Origin of the sequence: Ereboglobus luteus (assembly GCF_003096195.1) — a bacterium.
In the GTDB taxonomy this organism is placed as follows: domain Bacteria; phylum Verrucomicrobiota; class Verrucomicrobiia; order Opitutales; family Opitutaceae; genus Ereboglobus; species Ereboglobus luteus.
In genome coordinates this window covers 1,186,320-1,209,535 of sequence record NZ_CP023004.1, presented here as the reverse complement: position 1 = coordinate 1,209,535, position 23,216 = coordinate 1,186,320, and the positions used below count along the sequence as shown (strand labels likewise).

Here is a 23,216-nt window from a genome sequence, read left to right as displayed (position 1 = left end):
GTCTGTGCTACCTTCCGAACCGCCGCGCGAGCTCGCCCAGCGAAAGCTCGAAATAAGTCGGGCGTCCGGAGGGACTGGTGAGCGGGGTTTTGCAGGCGAGAAGCTGGCCAACCATCGCGCGCATCTCGGCCTCGCTTGCCGAGGCGGGCAGGCGGATCGCCTTCACGACGGCGAGCCGCGCCAGTTCGTCGCGCGCGATGTCTATGTTTTTTTCCTGCAAGCGGCCGTCGCGCAACGCGCCGAGCAGGTCGCGCACAAACGGCTCGGCGTCCGCCGGCTCCATCCATGCGGGCACGCTCTCCACGCGGAAAAAATTGCGCCCGAACTCGGTGATTTCAAAACCGTGCTTGTTGAAAAAATCCAAGCGGTCGAGCAGCAGCGCGCTGGCGATGGCGTCGAGTTCAATGGGGATGGGAAGTAGGAGGCGCTGGCTGGGAACTTCGCCGGAGCGGAATTGCGTTTGCAGTCGCTCGAACCAGATGCGTTCGTGCGCCGAGCGGCGGTCGAGCACGACGATCCCGGCGGACGTTTCGAAAAGCGCATAGGCTTGGTGCGCGAGCCCGAGAAAACGCCAGGTGAAATTTTCGATTTTCGATTTTCGATTTTCGATTGGCCGCGGTTCGGGTGGATTGGGTGGCACGGGCGACCCGCCCGTGGGTTGGGCGGGTTGAGTGGCATGGGCGACCCGCCCATGTGTTTGAACCAGCGGCGTGATGCGCGGCGTCGGCGCAAACGCCGGCGGAGGCTGCGCGGGTGTCCCGGCCATGCCTCCCAAGCCCACGGGCGGGTCGCCCGTGCCACTCGATCCGCCCAATCCGCTTTGCGCGTTGCGCAACGCATCAAGCACGTTGCGAATCACAAAACCGCGCACGGCGGTTTCGTTGCGAAAGCGCACCTCGCGCTTTGCCGGGTGCACATTCACATCGACCGCCGCCGGATCGATCTCGAAAAAAACGAACGCCACCGGATAACGGCCTTTCGGCAGGTGCTCCGTGTAGCTTTCGATCAGCGCGTAGTTGAGCGCGCGGCTGTCCACCGGCCGCCGGTTGATATACGTGATCATTTCGTGCCGCGTCGCGCGTCCCATGCCGGAGCCGGGCCGGTCAATCAGTCCGGTGATGCGCATGCCGTTTTCGGCGGCGTCGATGGGGATCAGGTTTTCGGCGATTTGTTTGCCGAAGATGCTGGCAACGCGTTCGCGGAGTGTTTCCGACTGCGGCGAGCGAAAGATAACGCGTCCGTCCTCGATGAGCGTGAACGCGACATGCGGAAACGCCAGCGCGTAGAGCCGCACGCCCTGGATGATGTGCGCGGACTCGGTGGCGTCGGTTTTCAGAAACTTGCGCCGCGCGGGCACGGAGTTGAAGAGGTGCTTGACCTCGATGCGCGTGCCGACGGCGCGGCCGCATTCGCGCACATGCGCGAGCTTGCCGCCGTTGATAAAAACCTCGGTGCCGGTGTCGGACGAGGCCTCGCGCGTTTGTATTGAAAATTCGGATACGCTGGCGATTGACGGCAGCGCCTCGCCGCGAAACCCGAAGCTGGCGAGCGAGTCGAGGTCGGCGGCGGCGGCGATTTTGCTGGTGGCGTGGCGTTCGAGTGCGAGCAGCGCGTCGTCGCGCGACATGCCCGCGCCGTTATCCTCGATGCGCATGAGCGAGCGTCCGCCGTGGCGAAACTCGACCTCGAGCCGCGTGGCGCCGGCGTCGAGCGCGTTCTCCACGAGTTCCTTCACGACCGCCGCCGGCCGCTCAATAACCTCCCCTGCGGCGATCTGGTTCGCCACGCGATCGGGAAGGATTTTGATTTTCGAGGACATTTTTTTTAATCGCGGAAGCGCGGAAGGACGGAAGGCGCGGAGTCAAGAACGACGCGTTTTATTGCCAGCCGCGCTTCGGCGAAGTTGAGGACGAGGGCAAGTTTGCATCCCGTGGCTTTCAGGTAGGAGCGGGCCGTGGCAAGATGGATGTCTTCGATGGCTTTGCAGGCCTTGAGCTCAAGAATGATGCGACCATCAATGATGAGATCGAGCCGATGCTCGCCGAGGATTTGGCCGTCATAGACAATCGTGACGGTCTTTTGGCGCTCCACCTTGTGGCCGCGTTTGGTGAGTTCATGCGTCAGGGCGGTTTCGTATATCTTTTCGAGAAATCCGGGACCAAGTGCTCGATGCACTTCGATGGCCGCATTTAGCACGCGGTCACTCAGCTCCTGTTCGATCAAATTCATTTCGCGTTTTTGCCCTTCCGCGTTTCCGCGATTAGCTTTTCCCAGCGCGCGAATTGTTTTTTGATTTGTTGCGGGCCGGGCATTCCGGTGCCGCGGCGTTTTTGCATGGCGCGCTTGAGGTCGAAGACTTGCGTCCAGTCCGGCTCGAACGCCGGGTGGACCGACTGGATCTCGTCATACGGCACCTTGTCGAGCGGCACGCGCAGCGTCTCCGCAACACGCACGACCGCGCCGACGGCGTGGTGCGCCTCGCGGAACGGCACGCCGCGCTCAACGAGATAATCCGCGAGGTCGGTGGCGAGCAGCGCGGGGTCGGCGACGGCGGCGGCGCATTTGTCGCGATTCATCTTAAGGCCGGTGAAGGTGCCCGCGAGCACGTCGGCGCAGATCGCGGCCTGGTCGTGGCTGTCGAAGAGAGGCGGCTTGTCCTCCTGAAGATCGCGGTTGTAGGTGAGCGGCAGGCCCTTCGCGAGCGTGAGGAGCGTGTGGAGGTTGCCTTGCAGGCGCGCGGATTTGCCGCGGAGAAGTTCGCACGAGTCGGGATTTTTTTTCTGCGGCATGAGCGAGGAGCCGGTGCAAAACGCGTCGGGCAATTCCACGAATTTAAACTCCGCGCTCGACCAGAGAATCAAGTCCTCGGCGATGCGCGAGATGTGCACGCCGAAGAGCGCGCAGGCGTGCGCGAACTCGGTGAACAGATCGCGGTCGGCGACGGTGTCCATGCTGTTTTGCGTGACTTGCGGACGGCCGCGCGCATCGACGAAACCGAGTTGCCTTGCGGTGAACTCGCGGTCGATCGGGAGCGTGGTGCCGGCGATGGCGCCGGAGCCGAGCGGGCACCAGTTGGCGCGCGCGGCGGTCTCGGCGAGGCGCGCGCGGTCGCGCTGAAGCATTTCGAGCCATGCGAAAAGATGGTGCGCGAGATAAACGGGCTGCGCGCGCTGGAGGTGCGTGTAGCCGGGGATGAGCACGTCGGCGTGCGCGTCGGCGGCGTCGAGGATGGCGCGCTGGGCGGCGGCGATTTTTTCGGAGAGTTGCGCGCAGGCGTGCTTGAGGTAGAGGCGCATGTCGGTGGCGACCTGGTCGTTGCGGCTGCGCGCGGTGTGGAGCTTGGCGGCGGCGGGCACGCGGCGGGTGAGCGCCTGCTCGATGTTCATGTGCACGTCCTCAAGTTTCACGTCCCACTTGAATTTGCCCGCTTCGATTTCCGCGAGGATGGCGTCGAGGCCGGCGTGGATGGCGTCGCGTTCCGCGGCGGTGATGATGCCGGTGTGCGCGAGCATGGCGGAGTGGGCCTTGCTGCCGGCGATGTCGAATGGCGCGAGGCGACGGTCAAACGAAACGGATTCGCTAAACGCGAGCATGAGCTCGGCGGGGCCGGACGTGAAGCGGCCGCCCCAGGTGGCTTGTTGGGACGGGCGGGCGGTTTTTGTGGATTTGGCCATGATTAAAAAGGGGGAGAGTGGGGGAATTTTTCAAATCACGAAATCCCAAATGCCAAATAAATCTCAAATCCCAATATTCAAAATCTCAAAAAGACGGAGGCGGGCATGGAGGCGAACCGCGCCGGTTTTGAATAGAAGGCGTCAATCGTGCAACTGGCTGCGGAAAACAATTATGTCGGCGGGGCCGGCGGCGAAGGAAGAGACGGTTGTCGGAACAGTGATCGTGAAGGTTTGTTTCTGGAGGTAGACGGGCTGCATGTCCTCGTCGAGAAAGTCGAGCGTGACGGGATGCGTTCCGGGCGGAAGTGTCAGCGGAAGGTAGCAGAGGTGGCGGGGTAGGTTTTCCCACGCGCGGGTGTCGGCTTCCGTTTTGGTGGCGTTTGAAAGCGCCGAGGCGCCGAGGCCGATTGCAACGAGGGCGCCGATGCCGATTGCGATGGGCGCAAGGACCGCGCCGAGGCCATTTCCGTCATCATGGTCATCTTTGTGTTTTGGTTTGTGGGAGTTGCGGGGCTTGGGAGGGCGAGTGGGGGGCGGCGGGTTATACGGCGCGGGCACGTCGCCAATGCCAAACTCGGTGTTGACGAGCGCGGTTGCCAGCAGGGAGGGAATGGCAAGCGCGGCATCGGCAACCATGCCGGTGTTTTCCTTGAACGCGACCTTGTTGCCGAGAACATGATCCATCACGCGCGGGCCTCGAGTGGTGGCTTGATAACCAAGATCGTCGTATGCGGGAACCGCCTGGGTTTGGCCGGCGACATGCAGCCGGACGTGCCTGACCGGGCCTTTTCTGACGGTGAACCAGAGGCGTTCGCCCGCTTGCCCCGCCGCGTATTTAATCGGCGCGCGTCCGTATTCGACGAAGAGATGGACGTTGGTTTTCAGGTCGTAGTCGGGCGGCGCCGGGACGTGTTGCAGCGCGGCGCTGGAGCGGGCCCGGGCGAGCGCGCCTGCCCCGGCATCGGGATTGCCGCTGAGTTTGGCGGTGATGAAACCGTCGAGATAATCGAGCAGGATGTAGTCCGCGGCGTAGGTTTTATCAACGGTGTCGGAATCAAGGAGCGCGGCCGTGCGGAGAAGCGCGCGGGCGTTGTCGGGTTCGCCATCCGCCCAGTAAAGCAACGCGCGGTAAAAGTTGGCCATGACGCGCTCGTATGGCTCGCCGTAAAAGGGCTTGCCGGCCTCGCTTTTGAAAAGCCCGCGGGACTTCGCGGCATCGCTGTTGGGTTGTCCGTATGCCGCGGCGGCGGCGGCGAGGGCGTCGTCGAGAAAAGTTTTCGCAAGCGCGTGTTCCCCGCGGCGAATCGCAGTGCCCGCGGCGCGATATTGCCAGAGGACTTTGTTGCGGGGCGACGCGACATTGATGTTGGCCTGATGATAGGTGAGATAATTGCCGGTAAACGGAATCTCGCGGTCGGCGCGCGGCGCGGATGCGCACCCGCTGAAAATAAGCGTGAGCGAAAGGAGGACGCAGACGGTTTTTTGCGGGATTATTTTTGAAAGCATGCGCATGCGCGTTGTGTGGGATCCGAACTATCGCAAACGAAACGTGTGAAGAGGAAAAGTTCCATCGGGGTGAATTGTAAGCATATTCGATACGTTCGTTCTTCTCGAATTCCGGCGCAATTTCCCTGCTTCACATTCCGCATTCCGCAATCCACATTTCGCATTCAAATGAATCTGTCGAAACACTGGGCTTCGCTTTTGGATGATTATGTGATCGATCTGGCTTGGTCGCCGGACGGGGAGTTGCTGGCGGCGGCCTCGGCGAGCGGCGGCATCTCGATTTTTCGCCCAAAGGCGGTGACGGCGACGACCGATGTTTCGGAAACCATGCTCCACGAATTGCCGGGCCATGATGGTGGCACGAATTGCATCGCATGGGCGCCGGCGACGGCGGGCGGCGCGGTTTCGCGCATGCTGGCGAGTGGAGGTCAGGACGGGACGGTCAAATTATGGGATGCCGATTCCGGCCAGCATGTGACAACGGCGGAATTGGGCAATGCATGGGTCGACCATATCGCCTGGCGCCCGGTGAAATCAGAGACCGGAGCGCAGGAAGGTGCGGAGACCGGAAAAACAAATTCTCCCGACGCTCCGGCTTCCTCGCTTCTGGCCGCGGCGGCGGGGAAGGACGTCGTGTTTCTCAACGCCGACGGCTCGGAGCGGCATCGTTGCAAACCCGCGCCGAAAACCGTGCAGGCGATTGCCTGGGAGCCGGACGGCGGCGCGCTCGCTGCGGCGCATTTCGGCGGCGTGCGGCTTTGGGACGGGGACGATTTTGTGCTGCAAAAAGAGCTGCCCTACAACAACGGCATTCACTCGCTGGTTTGGTCGCCCGACAACCGCTGGCTTGTTTCCGGCAATCAGGACCAAAGCGTGCATTTGTGGATTCCGGAGTCGGGGCTTGAATTGCACATGAGCGGCTACGAGAGCAAGGTCGTCACGCTGGCGTTTGACCGCAACAGCCAACGGCTGGCGACGGGTGGCGGGCGCGATGCGTGTGTGTGGAATTGCAGCGGGCCCGGCCCCGAGGGGCGCGAGCCCGACTTGCTGCCCCATCCGGCCAAGGTGTGCGCGCTGGCGTTTCAGCGAACGCACGGTCTGCTCGCATCGGCATCGGAGGACGGCTCGGTGATGTTGTGGAGCCTGGATTGCAACCAGCCCTTGCGCGCCACGGTGAAAATGCCCTCCGCGGCCACAAAATTGGCTTGGACTCAGGACGACCGGTTTCTGGCAATTGGCTCCGAAAAAGGAGCCGTGTATGTGCTGTCGGTGGAGGCGTGACGGCACGCTGCTCGGTTGGATATCCCGGCGGGCGCGCCCTGCCCAACGGCATTTCTTCGCGACAATTTAAACCGAAGCGGCTCCAGCGAAAAAGAGCGATTGAAACAAAAGCGCGAGGCGGGTTGCTGCGTGTGCTTCTCATGATGCCGGCCTTTTGCGCGGAGGTTCATGGCGCGAAGCATCGGGTTTCAAGCCGATGTCCAAGGCGCAAAACAAAAGCGGCATTGATAGAATTTCACGCGCGCGATGTGTTTCGCCGCATTCGTGATGATCATTTTCCGATCACACTTTGATGATGTCCGGTGGGCACGCCCTCAAATTCAGCGCGTTTCACGGGCGACCACTTTTTCCTCAAAACAGCGAATTAACAAATCTCTCTAATAACACACATGTATTGTGTGTTAATATAATTTTATTAGTAATGCGGAGGTTTTTCGTTTTGCACATCAAAATTAGACTGGTTGTTTTTGTGAGATAATTGTTCTTTTAGGAGTATAAATTGCTTTTTTAGCAGGTCGATCTCGAACGATTGCGTGCTAATTATGCGGTCTTGCTCCGTTGCGTGTTGCTGCAACCAGGTGAGATGTTCCTCGAGTCGGGCGATGCGGGTTTCGATATCCATGAAAAAAATTACGCGTGAAAAACAAAACAGATTGTGCGTAATGTCAATGGGTAACAAAATATTTGATATGTTTCATCTGCGGTATTTTTTACCTCAAATTAGCCCTTTGTTACGAAACAGGTTATAGTGGGGGGTGTCTAAGATTTATATCTAACATGGATATTTTTAGTCCAAGGGTGGGGGAATGTCCATTGATAGTATGACACATCAAATTCAAACACAGCAATTATTCAATACACTCGGATTTTAATTTATGCTACAAACAGCTTATGTAATAACATGTTAAAAAAGTTTGCCGATGTATTGACAAATTAGCAAATAGCATAATCAACTAGTAAATTAATCCAATGAATTACACACAACTCTTTCGTAATCTGAGGGAATCAAAGGGGCTCACACACGATGGGCTTGCCAAGCTGGTGGGATGTCACAGAAACACGGTTATCAATGTTGAAAGTGGCAGGCCGGTTAAGTTTAAAACAATCGCCGAGCTGATGGCGAAAATGGGGTATGACAGCAATTCACCGGAAACCAAGAGCATCGCGCTTTTGTGGCTTGAATCGATCAGCGGCATCAACCTCACGCAGGAGCAGAGTTCGCACGAGGCGCACGAACGCATTGCGCAATACCGGGCGACTGAAAAGGAGGCAGTGCAATTGCTGAGCGAGCTCGTCATGCGCGAGCATCTTACGGTGAACCAAATCCGCACGCTCTACTACGCCGCCGAGCAACCCGAGGTGATTGCCATTCTGGAAAGCATCAGGAAGCTCAAGGTTGAGGAGAAAAACGCCGTCAACAATCCCGCGGAATAGATTCCATATATATCGTTTTATTGCAAAGCCGCATGATAACATGCGGCTTTTTTTTATTTATATAAAACAAGACGCAACAAGGTGGGATTTAATTTCAATCCGCCCCTTTTTATAAGGGGAGGTTTCAATGCCATGACGCCATGCGAGCGGGCGCGGCCACTCTTTGGCAAGCCTTCGGCCTGTTTCAGGCACTATCAATTCATTTTTGCAGATTCAGGCATGATGATAAACTGGAGAAGGCGGTCATTTTTCAAATGAGTCCCGGCAAGCGCGTTGATGTTCTCAGCGGTCACCTCGGTCAGCACACGTGGCATGCGGCGGGCGCGCTGGATTTTTTCGGGACGCGTTTGCGAGTCGGCCAGCACTTCGTGCAGCCAGTAATCAGTCTGTCCGGTCTTTGCGTGCTCCCTGGAGAAAACAGGCCGTCGGGCGCGTTCGAGTTCTTCCCCATCGACGCCTTGCTCGCTGAGCGTTGCGGCGATGGTCTTGATTTCTTTCGCGATTTGGCGGGCAATGCCCGGCGGGACTTGCACCGTGCAATGAATGTGATTGTGCAATGGCGTCACCTCGGATCGTTGGTATCGGGTAAACGGCGTGTAGGCGCGGCCTTCGGTTTCGCGGATTTGGGCTCGCACGCGGTCATTCAGGATTTCTGCAAGAATCATGAGCCTGATGTCCTCGTCCACGCCTTCGCTTCCGGGCACGGACCAGAACAGGTCGATTTGGGCGGGGCGATTTGTTGCGGCAAACGTGAACTCTTCCGAGCATGGTGTCACGGGTGGGCTTTCCGGGGCGCACGCGGGGGGCGGGGTTTGATTTTTGAGTGCGGGCAGCGCTCCGATGGTGCGCGCGGCGGCGGCGATGGCTTCCTCGATGTCGCAATCGCCGACGATTGAGATGTCCATGCGCGCGGGGTCGAGCTGGGTGGACATCCATTCCTTGAGATCGTCCATTGTATAGGCGAGGATTTGTTCCTTGGGAGGAAAGGCGACTTGCGGGTTGTTATGGATGAGGGGGCTTATGGCTTGCTCGAAGACCATCTTGGCGGTGCCCGCGCGTTTTTCGTATTGCTCCAGAATTGTCGCACGAACGGTTTCGGCGGTTGATGGGCGATAGGCGGCATCCTGCATGAAGGCGGCGCACAATGCCAGAATCGCGCCAGTCGCAGACGAGCGTCCGGACGCGGAGAAGGTGTAGCGGTTCGCGGTGTTGTGCAGGGAAATCTGGCTCATCTCCGGCATTGCGAGCCTGACCTCCCAAGATTCCTGTTTTTTAAGGCCGCCAGCCATCAAGCCGAGGCCCCAAGCGTAGAGGCCGGGCTTATCGGGGGGATTTTCGCGAATCGCGCCGCCAAAACGGATGACCATTTGGATGGAGTCCTTGGACTCAGGCGTTTGTTTTATGTTGAGACGGACGCCGTTTGAAAAACGCACGTGCCAGATGCCGCCGTAGTCGAGTTGCTCGCGGCTGACGACTTCGCCGGGCGTGCCGAAGTCCGTGTAGGCGAAGCGCGGGCGTCCGGTGTCCTCGGGATGTTGGACGGGGGTGGAGCGGCTTTTATCGAGGACGGCTTGGGCTGCGCCGGTTGTGATCGCGGACGACTCGGGCGCGAAGATGAGGGCGTGTGCCGGATCTGCGAACCAGAGTGCGCGCAGTGCATCGCGGCAATCGCCGGCGGTGAGGGCGGCGAATATTTCCTCGCGTTGGGCGAGCAGCTCCTCGTCGTTGTAATAACCGCGACCGGCGAGAAGATTTTTTAGAAACGCATCGGCCGTTTCGCGGGGTCGCCTGAGAATGGACGACCTAGAGGCATTGGCTTGATAGGTTTGCAAGATACGCTCTTTTGCCAGCTCCACCAACGACGGCGCGAAGCCGTGCTCGATCGCGCGGCGAAGCGTTTGCTCGGAATCGGCCAGGGCTTTCCTCCATCGATCCGGTGGAAAGGTGATCATGATGGCGTTTTGCGAGCTAATGCCGGCCCGGGTTGAGCCGGCGATGAAAAAACGTGTGATGGCGTGGTCACTACGTTCCGCGGTTTTGGACATTTCCGCGTCGAGAAGAAATTGGAGGAGATCTTGCACGATGTCGTCCTTGAGAGTTTTGCGCCGAGCGGTTTCACCCCAGCTGGCGGTTGGAAAGATGATAATGCCCGTTTCGAGTTCCGGCAAAAAACGCACGCTCACGGAACCGGGTTTCGGCGGATCATGTTTTCCCGGGGCGGGCGGCGTGTGCGGCGCAGCGCGGGCGGCCATGAAAAAAAATGCCGACTTGATGGAGCGTTCAATTGCGCTGGCGGAAGCATTGCCGGCAACGACGAGCGTCATGCGTTCGGGCCGATACCAAGCATCGTAAAACGCACGAAGGTTTTCAGGAGTGGCATTTTTGAGCGAATCGTCGGTTCCGATGGGGTTTCGTTTTGGAAACAGGGTGCCCGCAAACAGGTGGTCGGCGACGATTTCCCAGGCGTCGGCCCCGAGGGATTGCCGCGAGAGTTTTTCGGCAAGGATGACTCCGCGCTCGCGCTCGACATCCTCGGCTTTGAAGAGCGCGCCGCCTGCGATGTCGGCAAGAGTGGAGAGAGTGAGGTTGATTGCTTCGCGGGAGTTTGCCGACAGGTCGATTTTGTAGAGGGTTTCAAAGTGCGAGGTAAATGCGTTGGTGTCGGGGCCGATCGCGGCGCCGTGGCGCTGGAGTCGTTTTGCGGTTTCGTAGGGTTTGTAGTTTGTGGTGCTGTTGAACGTCATGTGCTCGACGAAGTGCGCATAACCAAGTTCGGCGTCGTTTTCATGGAGCGAGCCAGCCTCGACGAGCAGGCGAAAACTGACGTGATTCCAAGTGGTGCCGGTGGGGATGATTGCGTAGCGAAAACCGTTTGGGAGATGTCCGTAGGTGACGCGCGGGCTCGGTGTTTCGCCGGTGATCTCGTGAGGCCAGGGAATGGCTGGTGTGGTGGGCGCGACTCGCACGGGTCGCACGGGTCGCACGGCGCGCGTGGTGTGCTTGGTGCGCGTGCGCGGCGCGGAGGTTGCGGAGATCACGGTGGGCGCGGAAATCACCGGTGCCACGGAGGTCGAGGAAAATATGGACGGCACAGCGCGCGAGGATGTCTCGTCTGATGCGGAGATGACGGGCATGGAACCAAGGATGATCGCAACCGCGGCAAGCCAAGAGAACGAATACGCGCGCAATGGCGGGGGTTTCATGCGTTCATGAAGCATTCGCGCGGGCAAGCGGGAAGGGCGGCGGCGTCTTGTCATCACATGCGAGACGCCCATTCCTCTCAAGCTCACGGGCTGGCAGCCTGTGTCACTTGGTTATTTGAAATCTGTTGGTTTTGCGTCGAGGATGAGTTTGAGCAGTTTGCCAAGTTGGGCCGAGGTTACTTTGTTGGGGATGTCGGTGTTCACCCGGTGGACGATCACGAGGTCGTATTCCGGAAGGATCAAAATGCAGTGGCCGCCGGCGCCGCGCGCCGAGTAGGAGCCGTCGGGCAGTTTCACACCGGGATAATGACGCCCGTCGACCGCGACCCACCACAGGTATCCATAACCGCCCGAACCGCCGGTTTTGGAATATGCCGCGACGCTTTCGCGCACCCATTTTTCGGACAGGATTTGTTTGTCCGCCCATTTGCCGTTGCGCAAATAAAGCAGGCCAAAACGCGCCATGTCGCGCGCGGACATGCGGAAGACATACGCCGGGAAATCGGACGCGGGCTCGTTGACAAACTTGGTGTCCGCCGGGACCTGAAAGTCCTCCATTTGGAGCGGGGCGGCGATGTGTTGCCGGAAGGCGTCGAAGACGTTTTGTTTCGCGACTTTTTCGTAAATGCCTCCGAGCGCGTTAAAGTCCCAGTTGTTGTAATACCAGAATGCGCCTCGCGGATGAGCGCCTCGCGCGGGGCGCTTTTTTTTCATGGACGCTGTTTCATAGGCGGCGGGGTGATAAACGCCCGAGCGGGCCTTGAGCAAGTCGCCCACAGTGGCTTGTTTTTCGTCGGCTGTGAGCGAAGGGGCTCGGTCGTCAATGTCGAGTTTTTCGAGTGTGTCGTCCACGCTTATTTGCCCGGCTTCCACGGCGATGCCGTAGAGCGCGCTGATGAAGCTTTTTCTGATCGAGTGAGTATTGAGGCGTTTGGTCGTGGCGCCCCATTGGTCGAGAATGACGCCCTTGTGCACAATCATCACCGCCTCGGTGGCGATGGTTCCGGAGTAGGCGCGGGCTTGTTGCAGTTTTTCCGGGGACCAGCCGTATTTTTCGGGCGCGTCGGCGCTCGACCATGTTTTACCGGGGTAAACAGGCGCCAGTTTCGCGGGTTGCGTTTGTGCCGGGCATTGGAGCGCCGAAAGCAGGCAGAGGCCAAGCAGAAGCATCTGCAATCGAAGGGTTGTGCGGGTTTTCATCGTCAGGGGGGAATGCAAAGAGATGCAGCAGGCAAAACGGCTGGCGACACAAATCCACGAAATCCGGCCTGAATGGGGAACAATAACTTTGGGGTGAGGTGTGCCGGCGGCTGCCGGATTTTCACGGATGCGCTATTTTTTCAACTCCGTTGTTTTGACGACGGTTTTGGGTTTGGCGTCGTTGTGGATGAAGTTTTTCACTTCGGTCAAACGCGCCCAGGCGGACTTTGCCTTGGCGGGCTCGGGAAGCGTGACGTTGCGCAGCGTGATGCCGTCGATGTCCTCAAGCACCAGCGCGGGGCGTTCGTCGGGTTGCGCCGTGGCGACTTCGACGTTGTGGAGCTGGAGGTTTTTGACGTGGCGCGCGTAGAGCGCGGTCGCCGGCAGGAGACCGAACATGCTCGGCTCGGGATAGGCGTTGTCGCGCTCGGGCACCGCGAAGGGCGCGCGCTTGCCTTGCACGCCGGGCGCGCCGCCGCGCAGGAAGAAGGCGTTGACGAGCGCGTCGGGTTGCGCGGCGATTTCCTTCATCGTCAGGCCGCCGCGCGTCTCGACGCGGATGTTGGAGAGGCGGATGTTTTCAATGTGATGGCCGGGGATGCCGCTAATGATGAAGGCGGGGAAGCGGCCGTCGGCGTCGGAGGCGACGAGGTTGTCGATGGTGACGCGCTTGATCGAGCCGACGGGCGTGCCCTTGGGGCCGCGGGCGCGGTTGCCGAGGCGGATGAAGAGCGGGGCGTTCGACACGTCGCGCATGGTGATGTTGCTGATGGCAACGTCCTCGATTTCGGAGCCGTCAACGCTTTCGAGCGCGATGCCGCGCGAGCGGTCGAAGACGATGTTTGAGATGGTGATGTTGCGGAAGGGGCCGTTGGACTCGGTGCCGAATTTGATGCGTCCGGTCGGGCCGTCGCGGTCGGGCGAGTGGGCGAGGGTGCGCTGGTAGGTGCCGTCGAGGAGGGTGCCGAGGTCGTAGCCGGTGACGGAGCAGTTCGTGATCGTGACGTGCTCGGTGGGGCGGACTTCGCCGAGGGCGTAGGAGGTTTTGAGGACGATGGCGTCGTCGTTAGGGGTGTTGAGGGAGCAGTTGGAAATGCGGACGTGGCGGCAGCAGTCGATGTCGAGCGCGTCGCGGTTGGTGTCGATGCGGAGGTTGTCGATGGTGAGGTTGTCAACGCCGGTGGCGAGGAGCGCGAAGTGGCCGCCGTGGTAAACGGAAAAATCGCGCAGGGTGACGTTGCGGCAGAGGCGCAGCGCGATGGTTTTGTTGCCGGAGCCCTCGGTCGCGCCCCAGCCGCGGTTGAGCCCGCGCCCGTCGATGAGGCCCTGGCCGGTGATGGCGATGTTTTCGAGGCCGTCGCCGTGGATGAGCGAGTTGGCCCAGTGCGAGTGGCCGAAGTCCTGATATTTGAGGTCGCCCCATTTGTTGGGCTCGGGGGCGTCGTAGCCGGTGTCGGCGGCGATGATTTTTGCGCCGGCGTCGAGGTGGAGTGTGATGTTGCTGCGCAGGCGGATTGTCGCGGAGAGATACGAACCGGCGGGGAAGTGGACGGTGCCGCCGCCCGCGGCGGACGCGGCTTCGATGGCGCGGTTGATGGCGGCGGTGTCGAGTGTTTTGCCGTCGCAGGCGGCGCCGTGGGCACGGACGGAATACGAAAGCGGAATGTCGGGGACGGATTTGCTGGCGCGGGCTTTGGACATGGGAAGAATGGCGAGGATTGTTAAAAGGATGATGGTGGCGTGTCGCATTGGGGGAGCGCTTGCATGACGAGATAGTTGGATTGGCGCGAACGTGGCAAAACCGCAGCGGGGTGAACAGTCAGACGAGTGCCGCAAAAAAACCGCGCCTTTGCGGGCGCGGTTTGGAGGGAGAGTAATTGTTCGCTCTTATTTGGAGGCGATGAGCTTTTCGACTGTGTTGTAGAACTTGATCGACTGGTCGCGGTCGCCGCCGGTGCCCCAGCGGATGCGAATCTTGGTCTGGAGGCTGTTGGCCTCGGAGACTTTGATTTGCACCTTCAGGTCGTTCGCGTCGCGGGCAATGATTACGGATTCAAACTTGCCCTCGGTGAGGGCGACCTCGGTTAGGCCGAGTTGCTGCGCGGCTTCGCGGGCGGTCTGGGTGACGGTGGGCGCGGTCGTGTTGTAGAGGCCTTCGAATTCACCGAAGTTGAACGCGCCGACGTTGTTTTCCCCGCCGAGCGGGATGTTTTGGCAGCCTGCGACAAAGGCGAGACAGGCGGCGATGAGGAGGGTGGCTATGGTGTGCTTGAGCATGGTGTTGTGCTGGAAAAACTGAGTGTTAAAAAAGACAGGAACTTTGGACAATGGGTGAATTGCGAGTATTTGTCAGGCGTGAAGTGCGCTTGTTGCATTTATTTGCAACGGCGCGCGTTTTTTGAGTGGAGATATCTTTTGTTTTCGTTGTCAGAGGCGGGGTTTCCCGATTCAAAGCATCTTTTTTCAATCATTTTGTGTTTCGGCAATGGCTTTTTTCAACGCACACATCAACAGGTGGCCCGTCTTAAAGGCGTTCCTTTGGATGATTGTGCTTGGATGCGGAATAGTTTTCGGGGCGCAGGAGGATGCGCCGGCGAGTGAGACCGGCGTGGCGCGTTTGCAGGCGGAACTGCCGGAGCGCAAACTGCCCGTGCTCGAAGAGATGCTGCGCAAGGGGCTCGTGAACGGGCCGGATATTATCATGAAGGAATGGCTGGCGGCGGTGGCGCGCGAGGAGGTGACGGTGGGTCGCGCCCCGATGCTGCCCAACGTGAGCGCGTGGGCGCGCCCGGGGGTGATTTACGAGCAGCACCGCGAATCCGGCTCGAAAGACCGCACCGTGACCTCGATTCTGTTCAACGTGGGTTTTTACCAGCCGCTGTATCATTGGGGGGCGCTGGAGAAAAATTACCAGATTGCTCAAATCCGAAAGGCGATTGCTGACCGCAATGTCGCCGAGACGCGGCGGGTGCTCGCGGTGGATTTGCGCCGGCGGTATTTCGATTTTGTGCTCGTGGCAAATGACTTGAGGCTTGCCCGCCTGAAGCTGGAGCGAGTCCAAAAAGACCGCGAATATGTGCGGCAGTCGATTGACGACGGCTCGCTCGCCCCGGCTGAGATTGACGGCGCGAATCGCGAAGTCGATTTGCAGTTGCCCGAGGTTGCGCGGCTTGAAAACGAATATGCGGCGTTGCGCGCGACGCTTGTGCAAATCACCGGAATGACGGCGACGCAGATCGACCGTCTGCCCGTGGAAATCCCCCCGCTTGCCGACATCGGGGAGGCGTTGGCGGCGATGTCCGGGAGCGTGAGCGCGCCGCCTTCCGCGCGGGCCGAGGAGATGGCCGACGCGGCAAGGATCGAGAAGCTCAATTACGAAATCGCCAAAAAACGCCTGTATCCAAAGATTGGAGTCGAACTCTCGGTCAACCAGGACGACCGGCGCGACGCGGGCGACACGTTCGGGCAAAAGTCGCTCGTGACAAGCTGGAACGCGTTGCTTGCGGTGAACTGGTCGCTGTTCGATGGGTTTGCATCGCAAGCCACCCGCCGCGCCTCGCTCAACCGCCTGCGCGCCTACGAAACCAGCCGCGCCCAAATCGAGCAGCAGGAGGACGCCGAGCGGCGCGCGGAAACGGCCAGGTTGATGATTGCGTGGCAGCGGTTGCAAAACTCCGAGCGCGATTTGGACAGGACGCGCGGACACTTGGATCTTACCGAGCAGGATTTCGCGAGCGGCATGCGTTCGCAGCGCGATGTCGATGACGCGCGGACGTCCTTCAATCACGCGACGCACGGCATCCACGCGGCGCGCGCGCAGTTTTATACAACACTGGCGTCGTATTTGTCGAATCGCGGGCAGGATCCGGTTGCGCGGGATCGCGGAAACGCGGGCGCGGGAGATTGATATAATCGAAACATAATATTCATGCCGACTTTATAATAATGAAATTGAAACGCATTTTAATAATACCGGGGGTTCTCGCGGTGGCGGCCGCGGTTGGATTCTGGGTGTATTACCAGAGGCTGCCCGTGGCGGTTGTCGATTCCGTGAAACGGGGGACGGCCATGCGCGTGGTGCCCGCCAACATACTCGTCACCGAGTCGTTCAGCATGGATATAAAGAGCGAGGCGGGCGGGCGCATATTAAAAAGCAATGTGCAGCTCGGGCAGGAGGTGCGGGCGGGCGATGTTTTGTATCAAATCGACACGAAGGACCTCGAGCTCGACATCGAGCGCACGGAGTCGGAATACAGGGCGTTCAAGGACAGCATCGCGCTCGGCTCGCCGAGGCGCTTCGAGATTGCCGCCGCCGAGGAGTCCGTGAAAAACAGCACGCGGCTTGCCGAGCAGGGGCGCATTTCCCAGCAGGAGCTGGACCGCGCCAAGCGCGCCTTGGAGCAGCTCAAGTTTCACCTGGCCAACGAGGAAATATCAAACCGGCAGAGGCTCGAAAGTTTCGAATTGTCGCTGAAAACCAAAAGGCGCTCGCTCGAAAAGATGGCGGTCGTCGTGGCGAACGACGGCACGATATCCGAGATTGTCGCGCGCGCGGGCGATCTTGTCGGCGGCGGGCAGGTGTTGTGCCGCGTCATTTCGCGAGAGCGGCTTGTGCAGGCGCAGATCAGCGAGGAGAATTTCTCGGGTGTGCGCCCCGGCCTGCCCGTGAACATGCAATTGCTCGGTTACGGCGGGCAGCAGTTCAAGGCCTCGGTTGAGCGCGTGCTTCCCAATGCGGATGAAAAAACGCGGCGCTATATTGCCTACTTGAAGGCTGATATTCCGGAGGATCGCCTTGTGCCGGGGCTCACGGGCGAGGCCAGCATCACGGTGGACCAGCATAATGATGTGTTGATCGCCGACAGGCGCGCGCTGCTGGGCAATTCCGTTTTTGCCGTGCGCGACAATCGTGCGTTCAAGGTTGGCGTGAGCACGGGTTTCTCGGGGTTGAACAATGTCGAGATCCTCGACGGCTTGAGCGAAAGCGATGAGATTATAGTGGATTTCCCCGCGACGTTTCGCGACGGACAGCGCGTGCGTGTCGCAAGGCCGGCGGCGCGCTAATATATAATAATGCAAACGAACCTGAAAATCGCGCTGCGCTTTTTGCTGGCGAAAAAGCGTTCCATGTTGATGAGCCTTGTGGGCATCGCGATGGGGGTTGCGTTTATTATATTAACACAGGCGATCACGAGCGGATTTCAGGAGTTTTTTGTTCGCACAATCATCGGCACCGACGGGCCGATGCGCGTCGAGGACAAGATGTTTCAAAACATGACTCCGGCGGTCGGGGCTGTTGACGCCCAGGGCCGCCCGGTCGGGAGCGTGACCGTGGAAAGCAATCGCAAGTATCAGGAGGGCGTGGCCGAGCCGCGATTGCTGGGCGAGGCGATCAAGCGTTTCCCTGATGTCACAAACGTGTCCGCCGTGTTGCGCGGCAACATCGGCATCCAGTCGGCGACGCGCGAGGACGCGGGGCAGGTTTTTGGCATCGAGCTGGACGACCATCTGGCGGTTTCCGACCTGGCGCACCAGATTACAATCGGCGGCATTGATGATTTCAGGCGCGCGCCCTCCGGCGTGCTTGTCGGCTCGGTGCTGGCCAGCCGGCTCGGGCTCAGGCCGGGGGATTCCGTGTTAATATCATACGCCGGGCATTCGACGCGTTACAAAGTGTCGGCGATTTATGAAACCGGAATTCGCGACATAGACAAGGTGCGCGTTTTTATGCACATGCAGGAGGCGCGCATATTATTAAACCGCCCCTACGGCGCGACGTATTTGCAAGTCGGTTTGCGCGATATAAACAAGGCGCCCGAAATGGCGGAGCAGGTCTCGCTGATGACGGATCATGTGGCGAAGAGCTGGCAGGAGCGCGAGCAGATTTGGCTGGCGGTTTTTCAGTTTTTCCGGGTCATGGCGGCGATTATAGTATTTACTATAATAGTGGTTTCGGGGCTGGGCATGTTTAACACGCTTTTCATGATCGTCATGGAGAAAACGAAGGAGATTGCGATTTTGCGCTCAATGGGTTTCACGCGCGGCGACATCGCGTTTGTGTTCATGATGCAGGGGATGATGGTGCTCGTGCTGGGCGTGACAATCGGGTGCGCGCTGGGCGCGCTGGCGACTTGGGGCGTTTCGAGCATGCCCATGCCGAACACGGGTTTGTTTGCCGCCGACCATATTGTCGTGGCGTGGCGCGCGCTGCATTATTTGGGCGCGGCGTCGGCGTCGGCGATTGTTGTGCTGATTGCGAGCTTGCTGCCGGCGCGGCGCGCGGCCGAGCTTGAGCCGGCGGCGATCATCCGGGGGGCGTCACAATGAGCGCGATTAATAATAAGGATAATAATATTATACAACCGGAGAACCCGGCGGGCGAGGTGGCGTTGCGTTGTGAAAAACTCGTGCGTCATCTCGGCGAGGGCGAGGCGCGCGTGCATGTGCTGCGCGAGGTTTCGTTTTCGGCGAGGCGCGGCTCGGTCACGGCGATTGTCGGGCCTTCGGGTTGCGGCAAGAGCACTTTATTATATTTGCTCGGCTTGCTCGACAGGCCGGAGGGTGGGGAAATCTGGATTGGCGGACGCGATGTCGCGCAGGCCGGTGACGACGAGCGCACGGCGATTCGCAACGAGCATATCGGCTTCGTTTTTCAGTTTCACTTCCTGCTGCCGGAGTTTACGGCGCTTGAAAATGTAATGCTGCCGATGAATCGCCTGGGCCGCTGGCCGATGGCGAAACGGCTGGACTGGGCGCGCCATTTGCTCGACGCCGTCGGGCTCGGCGCGAAAACACACCGGCTGGCGACCCAGCTTTCCGGCGGCGAACAACAGCGTGTGGCGATTGCCCGCGCGTTGGCAAACCAACCTTCGATCATTCTGGCGGACGAGCCGACGGGAAACCTTGATGTAAAAAATTCCGCGATTGTGTTCGACCTGCTCACCCGCCTTGCCAAGGAAAACGGCCAGGCGATCACGCTCGTCACCCACAATCCCGAGATTGCGGATCGATGCGACCGCATCCGCACGATGCGCGACGGTGTGTTTATCGATTGAGCGTGTGCGAATTCGTAATATTTTGTAAAAAAGTAATATTCAATACCTTAAAATTAACGATGCGCTTGGTTTTCGCCCGTTTCGTGTTATAAATGGCGGACACTGAAAACACGCCGGAGGCATATTTCCCGGAAATTTTTTTTCAAAAAACCGATTGCTTTTTACATGATTAAAAAGAACAAAAATACTTCATAACCAATAGTTCATGACCAATTTCAAAAACCGAAAGTTTTCGGGCAACCAAAGAGAATTATGCTTGTCTGCTACATGTTAGTCAGTTGAAATTAGTCATAAGCAACCACTGTGTGCTAACCAGTTTGTCCTAACACCAAGTAAACCAGAACCAACCTTCCATGAAACCGATAAGTAAAATCAAGATCACCGGTCTCGCATTCGGCGTCGTCGCGTTTTTGGCCACCAATTTGATGGCCGTTCCGCAGTCGAAGCAGTATCCGGAGTATCCGCAAAGTAATCCGGCTCCGGCTATTGAAGCCACAGCTACCGCTCCTGCAAAAGCCTACACCGAGGCTCCTCCCGCCGCAGCTCCCACCAGACCTGCCGCAACCAAGACCACCACGACCACAACTACTACCAAGACCACCGTCACCGAGTCCAAGCCGGCCACCGTCGTTACCACAACGACCGAGAGCAAGCCCGCTTATGTTGCTCCCGTGAGCACCGGTGCGATTGGTAACCGTTTTGACTCCAACCTTTACACCATTGAAAAGACGCTGCTCAGCGCTCCCGGCGAAGTCGGTTCCGCTTATCAGTATCGCGTGCGTGTCACGGCGCTGGCCGACATCACGGAAGTCCGCGTCACGGAGCACCTTCCCGAAGGTGCGACCTACGTGGGTTCCACGCCCGACGTTGCCAAGAGCGGCAACGACCTCAACTGGGGTTATGCCTCGATGCGCAAAGGCGAGCAGCAAGACACCGTCATCACCGTCCGCCCGAACATGGAAGGCGAGTTCCTGACCGCCACCAAGGTTTGCGTTGATCCCGTGGCCCGCCTCGGCTTCCGCGCCGGCTCCCCGCGTCTTGCCGTCGAAAAGATCGGCCCGCGCGAGGCCGAGCTCGACAACAGAATCGACTACACAGTGCGCGTTTCCAACGTCGGCACGGCCACCGCCAAGGATGTTGTCGTTGTTGACAACCTCCCCTCCGGTCTGCGCGGCAACGAAGCACAGCCCACCTACGCCATCGGCACCATCGCCGCCGGCGAGACCAAGACCGTTAACATTCCCGTCACTGCCGCCTCGCAAGGCCAGTGGGTCAACAAGGCCACCGTCACCGCCAGCAACGCGGCATCGGTCAGCGCCGAGTCGCCCGTCAATGTTGTCCTTTCCCGCATTGGCGTGACCAAGACCGGTCCGGAGCGCCAGACGATCACCCGCAACGCCACTTACACGATTGCCGTCACCAACGAGGGCAGCTCGACGCTCAACAACATCACTGTTACGGATGACCTTCCGAAGGGCTCGAAGCTCGTCTCGGCCTCCGATGCGCCTGTCACCCAGAACAACAACCAGGTTGTCTGGAACGTCGCCTCGCTCGCGCCGGCCCAGAGCGTGACCCGCAACGTCACCATCACCGCCGCCGAGCCGATGACCACCACCAACAAGGTCACCGCCCGCACCGGCAAGGGTCTGACCGCCACCGCGGCCGCCACCACCATCTGGGACGGACCTCCGGGCGTGCTCACCGAGATCATCGACAATGTTGACCCGATCCGCGTTGGCGATCCTGTCACCTACACGATCCGCATCACCAATCAGGGTGCCTATCGTGAAGTCAACAGCCAGATCCGCGTAATCTTCAGCGATGAAATCACGCCGGTCACCTGCTCCGACAAGACCGCAACCATCACCGGCAAGGTGGTCACACTGCCCGACATGCTCCTCAAGCCGCGCGGCGTCATCACCTTCAAGATTGAAGCCAAGGGCGCGCAGGAAGGTGTCGCCACGACCCGCCTCGAGTTCAACTCGTCGTTCCTCCCGAAGCCGATCAACAAGGACGAAACGACCTACGTTTACTAATCACCACAGCAAGGTGCTCGCGCGCCGCCTGCCTAATGATCGAAGGCGGGCGGCGGCCGGGCACCTCTGCATTACCCATATTTTCCTGAAAAAATTATGAAACTAAGAACTACACTCGCCCTCGTTACTGCCGCGGTCGGACTCACTACACTCACTGCGCAGGCCCAAACCACCTCCCAGTGGGAAGGTTCCTTCGAAATGCGTTACAGCACACGCTACGTGTTTCGCGGTGACAAGAAGGCCGGACAGTCCATGCAGGCCAACTTTGAGTTTAATCCCATCACCGGACAAGACGGCTTCTTTGTTGGCGGCTGGGCCAACCAGCCCTTTGCCTCCGAAAAGGATTTCGAATTCGACCTCTACGGCGGTTACAAATACCACTGGCAGGGTTTTGAATTCTCCGGCGGCCTCATCGGATACTTCTATCCCGAAGCCGACAACAACCAGACCGATTACACCTACGAAGTCTATGCGAGCGCCAACCGCGAAATCCTCGAAAACTGGGGCGCGACTGTCACCGCTTATTACGACATCCGCACAAAGGATCTCACCTTTGAGGCGGCGACCGGCTATCGCATTCCCTTCAACATCGAGCAGTTCCCTGCCTCGGTTGACTTCAGCCTCTTTGTGGGCAATAGCAACATCCGCGACCAGTATCCCGACACCCCGGGACCCGACGTCAAGGACAACTACAGCTACTATGGAGTCACCGTCAGCGCCTCCGTTTGGTTCACCAAGAATCTCCGTGCCACTGTTGGCGTGCAATATGGCGACACCATTAACCGCAAGTCTTGGTCCTATGGCTACCACGATGGCAGCGACAACCTCTACGGTTACGCGGGCATCGGCCTGAAGTGGTAATATCTTCAAGGCGGGGCTCGCGCTTGGCATTAACAAGCGCAGCCCCGTTTTTTTTTGCTCCAAACCTAGCTGACTGTTAAAGCAGTTGTTTAACATCAAGAAAAATGGCATCACGCAAAAGCAAAAAAAATAACACGATCTATGCAGTCGTGCTCTTGCTGCTATTGCTCCTCGCAGGCTGGCTGCTTTGGAAAGTGATGGCTCCAGGTTCGACACCCCAAACCGCCGGCACCCGTCAGCAACCGGCCCCGGTCACGCCGGTCACTCCCTACTCCCCCGTGTCTCCCGTCGCGCCCATTCCGACCGTCAGTTTTTCGATGCCCCCGGCGCCAACGAGCCAAACCGCGCCCGCGGAGCAACCCGCCCCCAGCAACGGGCGGCTCAACCGGCTTCCTCCACGCGCGCCACAACCACCGCTCCGGCGACCACCCGCTCCACAACCGCCAAGTCCACAACCACCAGAAAATCGACAAAAACGGCTTCCAGAAAGACGGCTGCCGTGACGCCCAAGAGCTCCGTCCGTCGCGCGCCCACCCGTCCAACCCGTCCCGCGGCGGTAACAACGGCGACCACCGGAATGCCCGGCAGCCCGATCGAAGGTATGGCCATTGTCAGGGGCAAACAATATGACCCTGTTACGGGCCGCTACTATCTTGTATGCGCAAGTAGCAAAACCAATCTCACCTATGTTTACGAAGTTGACGTCGCCACCTATAACGAAGCCACCGACAACCTGATGTATAACCCCGCCAAGGTCGCCAACTGGAAGTTCATAAACAGCCAATTAAGAACTCAATAGTGTTTTCCGGTCCCAAAAAATCCACTTGATGGATTTGCCTTATTTTCCCGCGGACGCGCTTTCGAAGCGCGTCTTTTTTTGTGCGGCATTGGTTCCTTATTGAATAAAATTGACAATAAGGACTGCAGACATGTGTTCTTACAACCCTTGTTCTAGTTGCGCATTCA

General features: G+C 59.1%; 19 protein-coding genes. 9 read left to right on the top strand and 10 right to left on the bottom strand.

Going from position 1 to position 23,216, the window contains the following annotated elements:
- Nucleotides 1-7: 7 nt before the first annotated feature.
- The 4 genes from mutL to CKA38_RS04430 all read right to left on the bottom strand — a co-directional run bounded on the left by mutL (nucleotide 8) and on the right by CKA38_RS04430 (nucleotide 5,180).
- Nucleotides 8-1,819 (bottom strand): DNA mismatch repair endonuclease MutL, encoded by a 1,812-nt coding sequence (gene mutL / locus CKA38_RS04445; RefSeq protein ID WP_108824416.1) that lies wholly within the window; start codon nucleotides 1,817-1,819, stop codon nucleotides 8-10.
- 5 nt (nucleotides 1,820-1,824) lie between these two features.
- Entirely contained in the window at nucleotides 1,825-2,229 is a 405-nt protein-coding gene (locus CKA38_RS04440) for a GxxExxY protein (RefSeq protein ID WP_108824415.1), read from the bottom strand.
- The gene (gene argH, locus CKA38_RS04435; RefSeq protein ID WP_108824414.1) at nucleotides 2,226-3,674 is read right to left on the bottom strand and encodes an argininosuccinate lyase; all 1,449 of its coding nucleotides are present in this window, start codon (nucleotides 3,672-3,674) and stop codon (nucleotides 2,226-2,228) included. The genes CKA38_RS04440 and argH overlap by 4 nt, the downstream gene beginning before the upstream one ends.
- A 141-nt stretch (nucleotides 3,675-3,815) precedes the next feature.
- Nucleotides 3,816-5,180 carry a COG3014 family protein gene (locus CKA38_RS04430; RefSeq protein ID WP_152032670.1) on the bottom strand — a complete coding sequence of 455 codons (1,365 nt, stop codon included), beginning with the start codon at nucleotides 5,178-5,180 and terminating at the stop codon, nucleotides 3,816-3,818.
- 168 nt (nucleotides 5,181-5,348) lie between these two features.
- On the opposite strand from CKA38_RS04430, the gene CKA38_RS04425 reads away from it, so the two are divergent.
- Entirely contained in the window at nucleotides 5,349-6,461 is a 1,113-nt protein-coding gene (locus CKA38_RS04425) for a WD40 repeat domain-containing protein (protein WP_108824412.1), read from the top strand.
- A gap of 415 nt (nucleotides 6,462-6,876) precedes the next feature.
- Here CKA38_RS04425 and CKA38_RS04420 read toward each other — a convergent pair whose 3' ends face one another.
- A complete protein-coding gene (locus tag CKA38_RS04420; protein ID WP_108824411.1) occupies nucleotides 6,877-7,083 on the bottom strand; it encodes a SlyX family protein in 207 nt (68 codons plus the stop codon).
- 347 nt (nucleotides 7,084-7,430) lie between these two features.
- On the opposite strand from CKA38_RS04420, the gene CKA38_RS04415 reads away from it, so the two are divergent.
- Nucleotides 7,431-7,895, top strand: coding sequence for a helix-turn-helix domain-containing protein (locus CKA38_RS04415; RefSeq protein WP_108824410.1), 465 nt, complete (start codon nucleotides 7,431-7,433; stop codon nucleotides 7,893-7,895).
- Nucleotides 7,896-8,089: 194 nt separating this feature from the next.
- Here CKA38_RS04415 and CKA38_RS04410 read toward each other — a convergent pair whose 3' ends face one another.
- From CKA38_RS04410 to CKA38_RS04395, 4 genes are all read right to left on the bottom strand, one after another.
- A complete protein-coding gene (locus tag CKA38_RS04410) occupies nucleotides 8,090-11,098 on the bottom strand; it encodes a M16 family metallopeptidase (protein ID WP_161554721.1) in 3,009 nt (1,002 codons plus the stop codon).
- Between the two features lie 111 nt (nucleotides 11,099-11,209).
- Entirely contained in the window at nucleotides 11,210-12,298 is a 1,089-nt protein-coding gene (locus CKA38_RS04405; protein ID WP_108824408.1) for a serine hydrolase domain-containing protein, read from the bottom strand.
- Nucleotides 12,299-12,430: 132 nt separating this feature from the next.
- A complete protein-coding gene (locus CKA38_RS04400; protein ID WP_108826408.1) occupies nucleotides 12,431-13,999 on the bottom strand; it encodes a rhamnogalacturonidase in 1,569 nt (522 codons plus the stop codon).
- A gap of 186 nt (nucleotides 14,000-14,185) precedes the next feature.
- Nucleotides 14,186-14,626 (bottom strand): DUF3568 family protein, encoded by a 441-nt coding sequence (locus tag CKA38_RS04395; RefSeq protein ID WP_108824407.1) that lies wholly within the window; start codon nucleotides 14,624-14,626, stop codon nucleotides 14,186-14,188.
- A gap of 157 nt (nucleotides 14,627-14,783) precedes the next feature.
- Here CKA38_RS04395 and CKA38_RS04390 point away from each other — a divergent pair, with 157 nt between their 5' ends.
- The 6 genes from CKA38_RS04390 (at nucleotide 14,784) to CKA38_RS04365 (ending at nucleotide 22,250) form a co-directional block, all read left to right on the top strand.
- Nucleotides 14,784-16,205 (top strand): TolC family protein, encoded by a 1,422-nt coding sequence (locus CKA38_RS04390; protein WP_108824406.1) that lies wholly within the window; start codon nucleotides 14,784-14,786, stop codon nucleotides 16,203-16,205.
- A gap of 38 nt (nucleotides 16,206-16,243) precedes the next feature.
- Entirely contained in the window at nucleotides 16,244-17,362 is a 1,119-nt protein-coding gene (locus CKA38_RS04385; protein WP_108824405.1) for an efflux RND transporter periplasmic adaptor subunit, read from the top strand.
- 9 nt (nucleotides 17,363-17,371) lie between these two features.
- A complete protein-coding gene (locus tag CKA38_RS04380; protein ID WP_202863959.1) occupies nucleotides 17,372-18,625 on the top strand; it encodes an ABC transporter permease in 1,254 nt (417 codons plus the stop codon).
- A complete protein-coding gene (locus CKA38_RS04375) occupies nucleotides 18,622-19,353 on the top strand; it encodes an ABC transporter ATP-binding protein (protein ID WP_108824404.1) in 732 nt (243 codons plus the stop codon). Before CKA38_RS04380 ends, CKA38_RS04375 begins: the two co-directional genes overlap by 4 nt.
- A gap of 353 nt (nucleotides 19,354-19,706) precedes the next feature.
- Nucleotides 19,707-21,389, top strand: a complete 1,683-nt coding sequence (locus CKA38_RS04370; RefSeq protein WP_161554719.1) for a DUF11 domain-containing protein — start codon at nucleotides 19,707-19,709, stop codon at nucleotides 21,387-21,389.
- 96 nt (nucleotides 21,390-21,485) lie between these two features.
- Entirely contained in the window at nucleotides 21,486-22,250 is a 765-nt protein-coding gene (locus CKA38_RS04365; RefSeq protein ID WP_108824402.1) for a TorF family putative porin, read from the top strand.
- A 381-nt stretch (nucleotides 22,251-22,631) separates the two neighbouring features.
- On the opposite strand, the gene CKA38_RS04360 is transcribed toward CKA38_RS04365, so the two are convergent.
- Nucleotides 22,632-22,859, bottom strand: a complete 228-nt coding sequence (locus tag CKA38_RS04360) for a hypothetical protein (RefSeq protein WP_108824401.1) — start codon at nucleotides 22,857-22,859, stop codon at nucleotides 22,632-22,634.
- Between CKA38_RS04360 and CKA38_RS04355 the strand changes: the two genes are divergently transcribed.
- Complete coding sequence (locus CKA38_RS04355; protein WP_108824400.1) at nucleotides 22,852-23,049, top strand: hypothetical protein; 198 nt, start codon at nucleotides 22,852-22,854, stop codon at nucleotides 23,047-23,049. The two genes, CKA38_RS04360 and CKA38_RS04355, sit on opposite strands and share 8 nt — an antisense overlap.
- The last annotated feature ends 167 nt before the right edge of the window (nucleotides 23,050-23,216 follow it).